Genomic DNA, 12,432 nt, shown 5'->3' on the forward strand with positions numbered 1-12,432 from the left:
GTCGTCCCTTGGCTTTGGTCAGCGCGCGCGGGCCTCGCTCGTCAGTTGCACCGGTCCGAGCTGGAAGGTGAGCTTGTCGAGCTTCCCGGAGAATCGGAACGGCAGCTGGTAGTCTTTGTCCTCAACGGGTGTGCGGGTGTCGACGCCCACGTCGAAGGATTCATCGATCGACATCAGGAATGGGATCGTGTGCGCGACCTTCTGATTGGCGACCTCCTTGTCGTCGACCTTGAGCACGCCGGTGCCGCCCTTGCCGAAGCCGGGTCCATCATATTTGAAATCGAACACGATGGTGTGCTTGCCCGGCGTGAGCGCCTGCTGGCCGTCCCAGCGGAAGCGTTCCAGATCCAGCATATTGTAGAGGAATACCGGCTTGCCCTTGAGCACGTAGAGGCCGTAACCGCCGAAGCGCCCGCCCAAGGTGACGAGCATGCCCTCGGCGCCGCCCTGCGGAATCTCCACCGCGGCGGTGATGGTGTAGGACTTGTTCAGGATGCTCGGCGCGTCGCTCTCGGGAATGCCCGGCAGTTCGCCGGAATAGGTGAAGACAGTCCTGCCGGCGGTGGCGCTCGGTCGCGGAGCGATGATGCGCGGCAGGACGGAGTTGTCGAGCGGGAAGACATTGTACTTGGTCGCCTCCACGAGGAAGAGTTCCTGCAGCTCGCGCAGCTTGTCAGGCATCTTGGCGGCGAGGTCGTTGCTTTCCGAGTAGTCGTCGACAATGTTGTAAAGCTCCCACTTGTAGCCGTTGACGACGTCTTCGGGCAGCTTGGCGGTGCCCAGGAGCCAGGGTGCCGCAGGTGGCGTTGTCGCCGCGATCCAGCCGTCCTGATAGATCGCGCGGTTGGCGAACATCTCGAAATACTGCGTCGTTCGCGTGGACGGAACGTTGGCGCTCGACTTGTCGAAGGTGTAGGTCATGCTGACACCTTCAATCGGCTTTTGGGCGATGCCGTTGAGCATCAGCGGCGCGGGAATGCCGGTGGCCTCGAGGATGGTCGGCACGATGTCGATCATATGGTGGAACTGGGTGCGGATGCCGCCCGCGTCCTTGATCCGGTTCGGCCAGCAGATTGCCATGCCCTGGCGGGTGCCACCGAAATGCGACGCGACCTGCTTCGTCCACTTGAACGGCGTGTCGAAGGCCCATGACCAGGCCACCGCCATGTGCGGGTATGTGGCAGCCGAGCCCCAGGCGTCATACGCCTTCAACTGCTCGGCGATCGGAAGATCCAGGATGCCGTTATAGGCGGTATACTGGTTCGGCGTTCCGCGCGTGGTGCCTTCCGGACTCGTGCCGTTGTCACCGCTGATATAGATGATCAGCGTGTTGTCGAGCTTGCCTTCGTCCTGAACCTCCTGAATGACCCGCCCGATTTCGTTGTCGGTATAGGCGACATAACCGGCGTAGACTTCAGCCTGTCTTGCAAACAGCTTCTTCTCGTCAGCCGTCAAGGTCTCCCATTTCTGCAGATCGTCCGGCCAGGCCGTGAGCTGCGTGTTGGCGGGGATGACGCCAAGCCGCTTCTGATTGGCGAAGATCTGGTCGCGCAGCGCGTTCCAGCCCATGTCGAACTTGCCCTTGAACTTGTCGATCCACTCCTTCTTCGGCTGGTGCGGCGAATGGGTGCCGCCGGGCACGTAATAGACGAAGAACGGCTTGTCGGGCGCGGCGGCGTTGAGGCGCCGCATATGGTCGATGGCCTCGTCCGCCAGATCGGTGGTGAGGTTGTAGCCGGGCTTGCCGAGCCACGGGGAAATCGGGGTCATGTTCTGAAACAGATACGGGGTCCACTGGTCGGTCTCGCCGCCCAGGAAGCCGTAGAAATAGTCGAAGCCCATGCCGATCGGCCACTGATCGAATGGACCGGCCGCGCTGTACTGATAGCTGGGCGTGTTGTGGTTCTTGCCGAACCAGGATGTCGCGTAGCCGTTCTGCTTCAGGATGTTGCCGATGGTGGCGTTTTCGACGCCGATCACGGAATCGTATCCGGGATAGCCAGTCGATTGCTCCGAGATGATGCCGAAGCCCACCGAGTGGTGGTTGCGTCCGGTGATCAGCGCCGCCCGCGTCGGCGAGCACAGCGCGGTCGAGTGGAACTGGGTGTAGCGCAGCCCCATCTGCGCGATGCGGTCCATCGCCGGCGTCGGAACGACGCCGCCGAATGTGCCGGAAACGCCATAGCCCTGATCGTCGGTCATGATCAGGAGGATGTTGGGGGCCCCTTTGGGCGGCACCACTTGCGGCGGCCAATAGGGTTTGGACTTCGACGCCTCAAGGTTGACGACGCCCCCAAAGGTGGGCGGCGGCGGCGGAAGGTATTTTCCATCGATCGTCGTGGTGGCGTCGGGCGAGCCCGGCGTGCCGGTGGTCTGCTGGGCGCCTGCCGGGACACTGGCAATGCAAAGGCTCGTTGAAATCAAAAATGAAGCGAGAAGCGGGTGCGAAATCATGGCGTGCCTCATTGGCTTATTCCGAAGTGGGTCGGGCCTCGGCGAGGAGGTCCATTTGTCGGAAGCGTGAGCAGCAACGTTTGAGATTTGCAGGCTTGGGTCGTCGCGGGCGTTCTTTGCCCGGACGGAGCGGCGCAGGAATGATTGCAGCCGACCGCCATAATAAGCCGATATTGCAGCAATTGCCATCGATCGCGCGGTTGCGGCTCACGCAGACCGGATGGCTCCAGACCCATCGAAACCACCTCGCGAGAGGTCGCGCAGGCCCCGATCCGCCATGCCCCCGGCCCCGCCGAGGCGATGGCTCAGAGGCACAGTGCCGTCGGTCGTCAGCGCCCCTCTGCGTCCGTGCAGGGCGCTAGCGCTCAGAGCAGGAGCGTGCCGTTCACCGTCGTGACGCAGGCGCCGCCGACCTGGACCTTGCCGCCTGCATCGACCGAAAGCGCGATCATGCCGTCGCGTCCGAGGCAGCGGCCCTGCGCCGCCTCGTAACGCGCCCCGCCGGCGGGCAAGAGCCCGCGCGTGGACCGGAAGACCGCGACACTGCCATTGCCGCTGCCGCAGACCGGGTCCTCGTTGACCCCGCAGGAGGGCGCGAAGGAGCGGACCTCGATCTCGGGCCCGCTGCCCTCGCGCCTGGCGAAGAGGGTGATGCCGGTGACGCCGAGGCGGCGCTCGAAGGCCGCCGAGCGCGCGAAATCGGGTTTCAGCGCGAGCAGCGCCTCGGCGCTGGCAACCTGCGCGACGATCCAGACCGCGCCGACATTGACGATGGCGGGGCTCGCCTCGCGGACGATGCCATTGCCGAGGATGGCCTCCATCTCGGCGACGTCGCTGTCCGACAGGGTCGTGACGGTCGCCGGCGGCAGGGCCAGCGTCAGCCGGCGCTCGGCGCCCTCGCCTTCGACCGTGATCGCGACGAGACCAACCCCGCATTCCTGCACCAGCCTGCCACCGCTCGGAGTGACGAGCCCGGCCTCGATGACCGCATGCGCGCTGCCAAGCGTCGGGTGACCGGCGAAGGGCAGCTCGCTTCCGGGCGTAAAGATCCGCAGCCGGTAATCGGCGTCGCTGCGTGTCGGCGGCAGCACGAAAGTGGTCTCGGAGAGATTGGTCCAGTGCGCGATCGACTGCATCGCGGCGTCGCTCAGCCCTGCACCATCGAGGATCACGGCGACCGGATTGCCGAGCAGCGGCTTGGCGGAGAACGCATCGACGACTTTATAGGCCCGGGCCATGGCATGTCCTCGCGATCGAGACGGCAGCGATGGGGATAGCCGATCGTCAAGGGACTTGCGAGCCCGGGGTTCGGCGGGCCGGGTGGCCCGGCCGTCGCGACTGGCCTCGTCCTCAAGCCCCGAACGCGCCGATCGCTGGATCATCGGCCGGGATATCCGATCCGGGCTGAAGATCTGGCCCTTTTCGCGTTTGCATCGCCCTTCCCCAACCGGAATCGACTCTTCGGGCCGACGCGTCCGCCTGCAGGCGGACGCCAAGGATAGCCGGCCTTGCCGGTTGCCAGCGATGCCGGACTCTGACACAGATTGGCGCCAATATTTGCGACGATCTGAGCCACGGGAATCGGCACGCGCTTTGAGGACAGCGCCGATCACCCGGGGGCCGATCCCGGAAGGGCCTGGAGTAACGATGGCTTCGACGATGCTTCGCCCCTCGCGGGCGCTCTGGCCGGACGGCGTACGCGCCGTGATCTGCGTCACCATCCATGTCGATGGACCGGCCGTCGAAGCCGGACGCGGCCAGAATGCCCTCGGCATCAACAGCCGCGGCAATTATGCGCTGCGGCGCGGCATCGACCGCTATCTCGAGATGCTGGAGCGCCACCAGATCAAGGCGACCTTCTTCTGCTGCGGCTATGACGCCGAGCATTGGCCGGAGCCTTTTCGCCGGATGCATCGCGCCGGCCATGAGATCGCGGCCCATGGCTATCAGCATGAGGGCTTCGATCTCGGCGCGCGCGAGCCGGAGCTGCTGGAGAAGACGCATCGCATCCTGACCGAGGTTGTCGGCGAGGCCCCTGTCGGCTGGTGCTCGCCCTCGGGACGCAAGAGCGCGCTGACCCTGCCGACCCTGCGCCGCCTCGGCTATCGCTACGATGCGAGCGAGAAGGACGAGGACCTGCCCTATCTCATCGATGACGGGTTTGCCGTGGTGCCCAACAACACCGTCTCGCTCGACGATTTTCCGCTCTACCACAGCGGTGGCGCCCTCGCATCGGAGGTCGAACGCAACTTCATCCAGGAATTCGACGCGATCCTCGACCGTGACGGCTATGTCCATCTGACGATCCATCCCAAGGCCGGCGGCGGCTCGGGGACGCCGGCCCGCGCCGCCGCGGTCGATCGCTTCCTCGCCTATGCCAGGGCGACGCCGGGCGTTCGCTTCATGACCTGCAACGAGATCGCGGATCATTGCCTCGCCGCCCCCGCGACCTGGCTGGAGCCGCGCGCAGCCCTGCGGGAGACCCAGCCATGAGCCTTCTCCTCACCGTCAATGTCCACGGCATCGGGCCGGAGGCCGCAACCATGCCCGAGGCCGAGTTGTTCGGGCGCGATGCGCATGGCCGCTACACCGCCCGCATCGGCCTTAGTCGCGTGCTCGATGCGCTCGACGAATACGGCCTCCCGGCGACCTTCTTCTGGCCCTCCAGCGAGGCCAGGCGCATGCCGGCCCTGCTGGAACGCTGCCTCGGTGAGGGCCACGAGATCGCCTGCCATGGCCGCGCCTTCGAGGATCACGCCACGCTCGGCACCGAGGAGGACGCCGTCCTCGAGGAGGCCCATGAGACGCTTGCCCGCCTGACCGGCACGGCGCCGATCGGCTTCCGTTCGCCGACCGGGACCTTGTCGGAGCGCACGATCCCGATCCTGCACCGGCTCGGCTATCGCTACGATTCAAGCTTCCTCGACGATGATGCGCCCTACCCGCTCGCGGAGCATGGCGGCGCGGGCATGGTCGAATTGCCGCTCGCGGAGGGCTTGACCGACGCGACGCATTTCCGCCGCCGCGTCACGCAGGACCGGGCCGAAGCGCTGCTCGGCGAGGAGCTCACCGCCCTGCTCGCGGTCGAGGGCTATGCCTGCCTCACCGTCCATCCGCGCGCCGATATCGGCATCGGCCGCGCCGCGCGCCTGCCGATGCTGAAGCGCCTGACCGATCTCGCCGCAAAACGCGGTGCACAACCCATCCGATGCGATGCGCTTGCGGGCCGCATCCTGAAGGAATGGGGCGGCTGAAGCCGAAGAGGTCACGTAGACAGGGCTGACTCCGGACATCCGAGCGGGAACGAGGCGTTTCACCCGGCGGGCGGCCTGAGCGCCGCCGCCCGGCCGCGATGGCATGGCGACCCCAGCGCTCGCCTGAGCTTTACCGCCTGATCGCAGGTCTGGTTCCGGACCGGGAGGCGAAGCTGCAAGATCGCCCCACGGCGGATATGCGGAGATCGGCATCCGGCGACTGGAGCTGGCCCTAAGCCGACTCTGGCAATGTCCAATTTCGGGCAGTCTGCCGGCTCGAAGGCACCGTCATGCTCGCCTGTCCGCGGTCAACCAGACCTTGCTCATGATTGCCTCCTGCCACCCACGATCAGAGGGTTGGGCTGAAGCAGCCTTGGCGCTTCTCGTCGTAACGATCGACCTGACGAATTCGGGGATCATGCCTTTGGCGATGAGGCTCTCCGCAATGAAGCGCGCAACCCACGGCTTGTTGCGCCGCAGAGCGACGCCAAGGGGCAACGTCAAGCGCACCAGCAATTGCGCAACGCTCGCTGCTCAGCTTTAGTCATGGAAAGCTGGGGTAAAATAGTGATGCGTCTGCCTTGCGTGATTGCTGCAATATTTCTGGCGATGACTGCCAGTCCGGCGTTGTCGCAGTTGAACGATGCTCAAAAGCGGAAGGCCTTGTTGCCTTTCATCCGCTCAGCCACCGACTGCATCGCCAAGCAGACGCTGGGCAATGTCTCCGTCGTTTCCAGCTACCGCTCGAACACACTTCACATCGTCATTGATGAAGCTTGGAAGGCGTGCTCCGGGTTTCTGGTGGAGGTCGTGACCCAGCACGATGCACTACACGGACCTGGATCAGGGGTTCCATTTGTAACGGGATCGTATCGCACCGATCTGCCTCGCGCGGTTCTTTCGCGGATTAAAGGCGAGCTTGATCGGCGGGTGACTGCCGAGATCGAATGGGAAACTGCCGTTAAGGCCGAGCAGGCCGAACGGGAGGCGAAGCGGAAAACTGAAGTCGAACGCCTTGATCGGGCCGCTCTCACCCTTCGCGATCGAATCTATGCCTGCACGGATGGCCAGTTGGAAAAGCTCGTCGGTTCAGCTGAAAGCGCAGAGGTGCTGGCAACTGCCGCAATGACCATCTGCAGGCGGGAAATCGACGACGCGATCGAAGCGCGGCTCGCAGCCATGCGTGCTGATAGCCGGCAGCCCAATGAAGGGATAATCCGCGAAGGCTTCCGAACAACCGTTCGTGAGAGTGTTGTCACGGGCGCCGTTACATTGAAGGCCGGCAGGGCAACGCCTACCCACAGTCAACCCATTACTCCTTCCAGTACAGCGACGGTCGATGGGGATCGCGAGGTCTACACTTGCCTGTCAACGATGGCGAAGGCGCGCGAGGGGGCGTTCGTAGAACAGCGCAAGCTGTATGAAGCAATGCTGGAGCTTTGTCGGCCAGAGATAGAAAAGGCCGCTCGTGCCGCCTTCCTCGCTGCCCCAAAAGGCGAGTTAGCAAAGGAACGAGAAAGGGCGCTCCAGTCCGCTTCCGTTACCGCTCGGTCTTTGATCGGGATGACTGACTGATCGGGATGCTGTCGGACCGCACGATCCCGATCCTGCATCGGCTCGGCTATCGCTACGATTCGAGTTTCCGCGACGATGAGGCGCCCTACCCGCTCGCAGAGCATGGCGGGGCGGGCATGGTCGAATTGCCGCTCGCGGAGGGGCTGACCGACGCGACGCATTTCCGCCGCCGCGTTACGTCGTGTCAGCCACTGAGCTCAATCTCAACCGGACTCTCAGGCGGACGAGGCGCCTTGTCGTCAGCGAAAGCCGTTCGGGGGCAGCGACGGCTCCGCACTGAGCAGCGTGATCGTCACCCGTTGGTTCGGCGCGATATAGGGATTGTCGGGAAATACCGGCTCGTTGTCGGCGCGTCCCACCACGGAAGCGAAGCGGTCGTTGGGGAGCCCGGCACCCGACAGGATTCCGCGCACGGCGAGCGCGCGCCCGGCGGAGAGGCTCCAGGAATCGACGGCCCGCACCGAGCCCGGGCGCGCGGCGGCCGTGTGGCCCGTGACGGACAGTTGGTTGGGCAGTCGGCGCAGGGTGGGCGCGAGCGCCACCAGCACGCGGCGGGTGCGCTCGTGCGGTTCGACCGAGCCTTCGGGGAACATGGAACGGCCGAGCTCGTCCACGAGGGAAACGTTCAAGCCCTCCTTGGCCGGCTCGATCACGATGTTGCGCGACAGCTCGGCTATTTCGGGCATGTTCTGGAGCGCCTGCCGGAGGCTGGCTGCGGCGCTGTGGTTGGCCTGCGCGCCGGCGGCCGGGCGGCTGACTTCGCGGTCGCTGGCGCGGCTCGAGCTGGTCCGGCGCGCTCCGTCCTCCTGCTCGGTGATGCCCCTCGCCGTGTCGCGGGACGCCGACGACTTGTTGCCCGACTTGTCCACGGCGGTCCCCATCAGGACGCCGCCAGCGCCACTGGTGCTGGCACTCACAGACCCCGGCGCGAAGTATTCCGCCAGGCCGATCTTCTGCTCCTGCGTCGTCATGCTGATCAGCCACATCAGCAGAAAGAACGCCATCATGGCGGTCACGAAGTCCGCATAGGCGATCTTCCAGGCCCCGCCATGGTGCGCATGAGCGGCCTTCTTGACCTTCTTGATGATAATCGGCTGGTCGGGCTTGGCCATCGAGTCCCCACTGGAGATTGGGTCAGATGTTGGCGGGCAGATCGGCGGTTGCCGCTTCCACTTCGCTGAAGGTCGGGCGGACGTCGCTCATCAGAGCCTTGCGAGCAAATTCTACCGCCATCACCGGCGGCTGGCCGCTGATATGGGCAAGGAGGCCCGCCTTGAGTGAAAGGTAGTACTTGGATTCCGCCTCGAAGATGCTCCTGAGCGACTGCGCCATGGGCCCGAAGAAGCCGTAGGCGACGAAGACGCCGAAGAAGGTGCCGACGAGCGCGCCGCCGATCAGATGTCCCAGCACCTCCGGCGGCTCGCTGATCGACCCCATCGTCTTGATCACGCCGAGCACGGCGGCGACGATGCCGAGCGCCGGTGTTCCGTCGGCGATCGACTGCATGGCCGCAACGATGCGCTCCTGCTCCTGGTGGTGCGTCTCCAGTTCCTCGTCCATGAGAGCGTCTATCTCGTGGACGTTGTCGGCGCCCATCGTCAACATGCGCATGTAGTCGCAGACGAACTCGACCGCATGATGGTTCGCGGCAAAAGTCGGGAAGGCGTTGAACAGCGTCGACTCGCTCGGATCTTCAATGTGCTGCTCGACCGCGAGCAGGCCCTTCTGCTTCGCAAGCTTGTACAGGGAATACTGCATCGCCAGCAGTTCGACATAGGCTTCCGGCTTGTACTTGGAGCCCTTCATGAGCGTGCCGAACATGGCGGGCACGGCCTTGAGCACCGGCCCGGTGTTGCCGATGATGAAGGCACCGACCGCTGCACCGAGGATGATGACAAATTCGAACGGCTGCCAAAGGACGAGGAGTTTGCCGCCCATCGCCGCATAGCCGCCGAAGACGCAGACAAGGACGATGATTGTGCCGACGATCAGCCGCATAGATCTGCTTCCCTGCGCCGCAGCAGGTGCAGCCCGCGCTCATTCACTACTAGTCCAGCGAAATGAACGATCGAGGTTAAGGGCGAGTTTACAGCCATTTGCCCACAGGTTTGTAAGCGTCGTCCTCCGGCCACGGGTTGAGGCTTGGGGCGGTAGCCCAGGGGAGAAAATCGGGGTGCAATGAGTCTCCGCCAATCCTGGTGATCGGCGTCCAATAGGAGACCGTTTCCCGGGATCATCTACGCTGCGCCGCGTTGCCGTGGCGCGGCGGGGCTGAGGATGACGCGGGCGCATCATCCTTAGCGACCGCCGAGCAAGATCTCGTACAAGCGACGGAGATCTCAGTGACGGAACCAGACGGTGACGATTGGGTATCCGACAAAAGTCGTCTCCATCGGCACGCCTATCGTACTGGCGTTAGACTCGCCGATCTGTATGGTTTGCCCCAAAAATAAATGGGGGGATCAAACAAATAATGTCCGAAAAATATAAGGGCTTCGAGCTCAAGGGGAGCACGCTTCGCAAGAAATGCGAGGTTGCGATCAATCTGGGCGACAAGCGGCATCACATCGCCACAGGCGATACAATGGACGACGCCTTTATCGCAGCCCGTACCTGGGTTGATCTGTCCTTTGCTGCTGTAAAGCAGGGCCGACGCGAAACCCACATCGCAACCGCCGAGCAGTATGAAACGTACCTTCGCACCCAGCTTCTAAAGCAGTACGAGCGTGCGATGCTGGCGGAGAACGCAGCCGGAATCAAAACGGCAGGCGAGCTTGCTTGCGCAGCTGGATGGTCGGATTACGGGACGGCGAATCTCCATTACGGCAAGTTGGGTCGAAAGGTCGGCGAGGCGCTTTCGCTGACCTTCAAGAAAATGGACCATGATGGATCGGATTTTCTGATCAGCGCTCTCGCCAATGAAGTTAGCGGGACTCAGACAGAGCGCGTGAATTGGAAATTTGAGATGCACCCAGAACTTGTGCAGGCACTAAAAGCCGTTGGCATTGTCGAGTAGCCATTCGCGATCGTGATTTCACCCCGCACGCGGCATTGGGGCCTCGGGCGCCCCTGCTTCTTCGCAAGCGGGGAGTGGTGTGGCGGTCTGCTTCTGGGCAATACGCCAATACCCGCAAAGGGCGCGTTCGAGAAGCGCGAGCGATGGGGCCCGGAGCAGGCGACCTTCCGCCTGCTTCGGTCAATTCCCGCGCAATGACCTCCGACCCAAGCATGATGTGCTCACATTCCTTCGGCTCTGGAAGGGGCGTATGATCGAGGGCGAGCTGGCCTCCTCGCCGTCTAATTGGGAACGCAGGAGTCTGTTCCGATGACCACGCTTCATCGCGAAGACCCATCGTTGGACGGCCGCCCGGAGCACACCGGCGGAAACGATTCGACGGGACCGGATTCGGGCTATCTCAGACGGCAGATGCTGATCGGCGGAGAGTGGCGCGACGCTGCCTCAGGCCAGACGATCGTCGTCGAGAACCCGGGCCGAAAGGAGCCGCTCGGGGACGTGCCGCGCGGTGGGGCCGTGGACGTCGATCTCGCGGTCGCGGCGGCTGGCGCCGCAGGCCCGGCCTGGGCGCGGATTTCGGCGCGGGACCGCGGGCGGGCGTGCCTGGCCATCTCCGAGGATCTGGAAGCCCGCGAGGAGGAGCTGGCGCGGCTCATCGCCAGCGAGACCGGCAACGCTCTTCGCACGCAGGCGCGCGGCGAGGCCAAGTGGGTCGCCGATGTGTTCCGCTATTTCGGCGGCCTCGCGAGCGAGTTGAAGGGCATGACCGTCCCGCTCGGCGAATCGATGCTAAGCTACACGCGACGCGAGCCAATCGGCATCGTCGGCGCGATCGTGCCGTGGAATGCCCCGGCCCAGCTCGCGTCGCTCAAGATCGCGCCCGCGATCTGCGCGGGCAACACCCTCGTGCTCAAGGCCGCCGAGGATGCGCCGCTTGCCGTGCTCATGATCGCGGAGATCTGTCAGGCGCACCTCCCGCCGGGGGTGGTCAACGTCCTCACGGGCTACGGTGCGGAGTGCGGCGGGCCGCTCACCACCCATCCCCGCATCCGCAAGCTGAGCTTCACGGGCTCGACCGCGGTCGGAAAGGCGATCATGCGGTCGGCGGCCGACCGGGTGGTCCCTGTCTCGCTTGAGCTCGGCGGAAAGAGCCCCTCCATCGTCTTTCCCGATGCGGACGAGGACTGGGTCGTCGAGGGCATCATCGCTTCGATGCGCTTTACGCGCCAGAGCCAGTCCTGCACGGCGGGATCGCGGCTGTTCCTGCACGCCGACATCTTCGAGCCGTTCCTCGACAAGCTCGCCGCCAAAGTGAAGTCCCTGAAGATCGGCGATCCGCTCGACGAGGCGACCGACATCGGCTCGATCATCAACGAGCGCCAGTTCACGAAGGTCTGCGGCTACATCGAGGAAGGCCTCCTCCGGCCCGACGCACGCCTCGTGACCGGTGGATTGCCGCCGCGCGAAGGTCCGCTCGCGACCGGGTACTTCGCGATTCCGACGATCTTTGCCGATGCGTCGAACGACTGGCGGCTCGCCCGGGAGGAGATCTTCGGGCCGGTCCTGGTCGCGATCCCCTGGCGCGACGAAGCCGACGCGATCCGCATGGCGAACGAGAGCCACTACGGGCTGGCCGCCTATGTCTGGTCGCGCGACATCGGCCAGGCGCTGCGCACCGCGCACGCGGTCGAGGCGGGCTGGGTCCAGGTGAACCAGGGCGGCGGCCAGCTGCTCGGCCAGTCTTACGGCGGTGTCAAGGAAAGCGGGATCGGGCGCGAGATGTCGCTCGAAGGCATGCTCGACAGCTTCACCGAGACGAAGACGATCAACGTCAACCTGGCGCTCCCGCCGCCGCCACGCTGAGGCGGATCGGGCTGGCCATCCTGAGCCTGTACGGCAAGGTGATCCGAAAGAGCATCGGCCCGAAAAATGGATTGCGGTTCTCGGGAAAAGCCGATGCCAACACAGGAGGTCAGGTCATCGGACCGGATACGATATCCGGTCCGATGACCTGACCTCTTCGCCCGGCTTTTCGCCCGCGCCCAGAAGGTCCGTCGGTGCCTGAATTTGCGTTGTGTCAACGACCGGACGACGCACCGCGAGGAAACTCGCCACTGCCGCAACTCAGGCGGC

At 64.5% G+C, this 12,432-nt stretch carries 9 protein-coding genes; 5 read left to right on the forward strand and 4 right to left on the reverse strand.

Translation table 11 applies throughout. The features are described from left to right. Positions 1 to 18: 18 nt before the first annotated feature. Together BIWAKO_RS28185 and BIWAKO_RS28190 are read right to left on the reverse strand one after the other, a co-directional pair. Complete coding sequence (locus BIWAKO_RS28185; protein ID WP_069881472.1) at positions 19 to 2,454, reverse strand: arylsulfatase; 2,436 nt, start codon at positions 2,452 to 2,454, stop codon at positions 19 to 21. 365 nt (positions 2,455 to 2,819) lie between these two features. Further along, a complete protein-coding gene (locus BIWAKO_RS28190; protein WP_069881473.1) occupies positions 2,820 to 3,692 on the reverse strand; it encodes a PhzF family phenazine biosynthesis protein in 873 nt (290 codons plus the stop codon). Positions 3,693 to 4,101: 409 nt separating this feature from the next. On the opposite strand from BIWAKO_RS28190, the gene BIWAKO_RS28195 reads away from it, so the two are divergent. From BIWAKO_RS28195 to BIWAKO_RS28210, 3 genes are all read left to right on the forward strand, one after another. Beyond that, positions 4,102 to 4,947: a polysaccharide deacetylase family protein gene (locus BIWAKO_RS28195; protein WP_069881474.1), complete on the forward strand. Its 846-nt coding sequence runs from the start codon at positions 4,102 to 4,104 to the stop codon at positions 4,945 to 4,947. Beyond that, the gene (locus BIWAKO_RS28200) at positions 4,944 to 5,708 is read left to right on the forward strand and encodes a polysaccharide deacetylase family protein (protein WP_069881475.1); all 765 of its coding nucleotides are present in this window, start codon (positions 4,944 to 4,946) and stop codon (positions 5,706 to 5,708) included. Before BIWAKO_RS28195 ends, BIWAKO_RS28200 begins: the two co-directional genes overlap by 4 nt. A gap of 546 nt (positions 5,709 to 6,254) precedes the next feature. Next, positions 6,255 to 7,283 carry a hypothetical protein gene (locus BIWAKO_RS28210; RefSeq protein ID WP_141740263.1) on the forward strand — a complete coding sequence of 343 codons (1,029 nt, stop codon included), beginning with the start codon at positions 6,255 to 6,257 and terminating at the stop codon, positions 7,281 to 7,283. Positions 7,284 to 7,522: 239 nt separating this feature from the next. Here the strand turns inward: BIWAKO_RS28210 and BIWAKO_RS28215 are convergent, their stop codons facing one another. Together BIWAKO_RS28215 and motA are read right to left on the reverse strand one after the other, a co-directional pair. Next, a complete protein-coding gene (locus BIWAKO_RS28215) occupies positions 7,523 to 8,395 on the reverse strand; it encodes a flagellar motor protein MotB (protein WP_069881478.1) in 873 nt (290 codons plus the stop codon). Between the two features lie 22 nt (positions 8,396 to 8,417). Next, the gene (motA, locus tag BIWAKO_RS28220; protein WP_069881479.1) at positions 8,418 to 9,281 is read right to left on the reverse strand and encodes a flagellar motor stator protein MotA; all 864 of its coding nucleotides are present in this window, start codon (positions 9,279 to 9,281) and stop codon (positions 8,418 to 8,420) included. A gap of 475 nt (positions 9,282 to 9,756) precedes the next feature. Between motA and BIWAKO_RS28225 the strand changes: the two genes are divergently transcribed. Beyond that, a complete protein-coding gene (locus BIWAKO_RS28225; RefSeq protein ID WP_069881480.1) occupies positions 9,757 to 10,299 on the forward strand; it encodes a hypothetical protein in 543 nt (180 codons plus the stop codon). 339 nt (positions 10,300 to 10,638) lie between these two features. Next, on the forward strand, positions 10,639 to 12,162 hold the full coding sequence (locus BIWAKO_RS28230) for an aldehyde dehydrogenase family protein (protein ID WP_201788659.1): 1,524 nt from the start codon (positions 10,639 to 10,641) through the stop codon (positions 12,160 to 12,162). Positions 12,163 to 12,432 lie beyond the last annotated feature (270 nt).

The organism is Bosea sp. BIWAKO-01 (genome assembly GCF_001748145.1).
GTDB lineage: Bacteria > Pseudomonadota > Alphaproteobacteria > Rhizobiales > Beijerinckiaceae > Allobosea.

Coding starts and splice junctions, on each gene's coding strand:
- BIWAKO_RS28185 (WP_069881472.1), bottom strand. CDS start 2,454: ATGATTTCGCACCCGCTTCTCGCTTCATTTTTGATTTCAACGAGCCTT.
- BIWAKO_RS28190 (WP_069881473.1), bottom strand. CDS start 3,692: ATGGCCCGGGCCTATAAAGTCGTCGATGCGTTCTCCGCCAAGCCGCTG.
- BIWAKO_RS28195 (WP_069881474.1), top strand. CDS start 4,102: ATGGCTTCGACGATGCTTCGCCCCTCGCGGGCGCTCTGGCCGGACGGC.
- BIWAKO_RS28200 (WP_069881475.1), top strand. CDS start 4,944: ATGAGCCTTCTCCTCACCGTCAATGTCCACGGCATCGGGCCGGAGGCC.
- BIWAKO_RS28210 (WP_141740263.1), top strand. CDS start 6,255: ATGGAAAGCTGGGGTAAAATAGTGATGCGTCTGCCTTGCGTGATTGCT.
- BIWAKO_RS28215 (WP_069881478.1), bottom strand. CDS start 8,395: ATGGCCAAGCCCGACCAGCCGATTATCATCAAGAAGGTCAAGAAGGCC.
- motA (WP_069881479.1), bottom strand. CDS start 9,281: ATGCGGCTGATCGTCGGCACAATCATCGTCCTTGTCTGCGTCTTCGGC.
- BIWAKO_RS28225 (WP_069881480.1), top strand. CDS start 9,757: ATGTCCGAAAAATATAAGGGCTTCGAGCTCAAGGGGAGCACGCTTCGC.